The sequence below is a fragment of the Neisseria sp. P0021.S007 genome (genome assembly GCF_051956855.1).
The window spans coordinates 1-527 of the sequence record NZ_JBQCXA010001134.1 but is presented as its reverse complement, the minus strand read 5'-3'; the positions used below and the strand labels follow the sequence as shown (position 1 = coordinate 527).

The following is a 527-nucleotide window of genomic DNA, read 5'->3' as shown; positions in this document are numbered from 1 at the left end:
TTATGGTTTCAGACGGCCTTTTCTGTTTTCAGTAAAACGGGGTGATGGGTTTAAATATTTTAATCAATGATGATTAACCCAAGAACGTGGACAAGTTTCAGACGGCCTTCAAGCCATTGATGACACGTTTGTAGCAGGTATAAACCAATGCCGCGCAGGCCAGCCACATAAGGATATAGAAAAGCGAATGGAAGCTGCCGGCAATTGCATACCATACTGCCAATGCGCCGATAAAGAATGCGCGATCGCTTTTGCCGAATGGTCCGTCATAACGACGGCCGTTGCCATGGACTTGTCCCAAAACGCCGCAAAATTCAGTCATTGCCGCCAGCCAAATAAACAGGGCAATTTGTACGCCGCCGAAGGGCGCGATAAAGGCAAAAGGCAGATACAAAGCAGCATCTGCGGCAATATCAGTGATTTCATTCAAATAACCGCCTAATGCCGATTGTTGGCCGAACTCCCGTGCCAGCATACCGTCCATCGCATTCAGCGCCATACGGACAAACAACCAGATCGGTAAAAGC

General features: G+C 48.2%; 1 protein-coding gene. It reads right to left on the bottom strand.

The window, feature by feature from the left end; translation table 11 throughout:
* Positions 1-97 precede the first annotated feature (97 nt).
* The coding region (locus ACTHUR_RS17910) for a CDP-alcohol phosphatidyltransferase family protein (RefSeq protein ID WP_440400088.1) at positions 98-527 on the bottom strand (430 nt) is incomplete at its 5' end.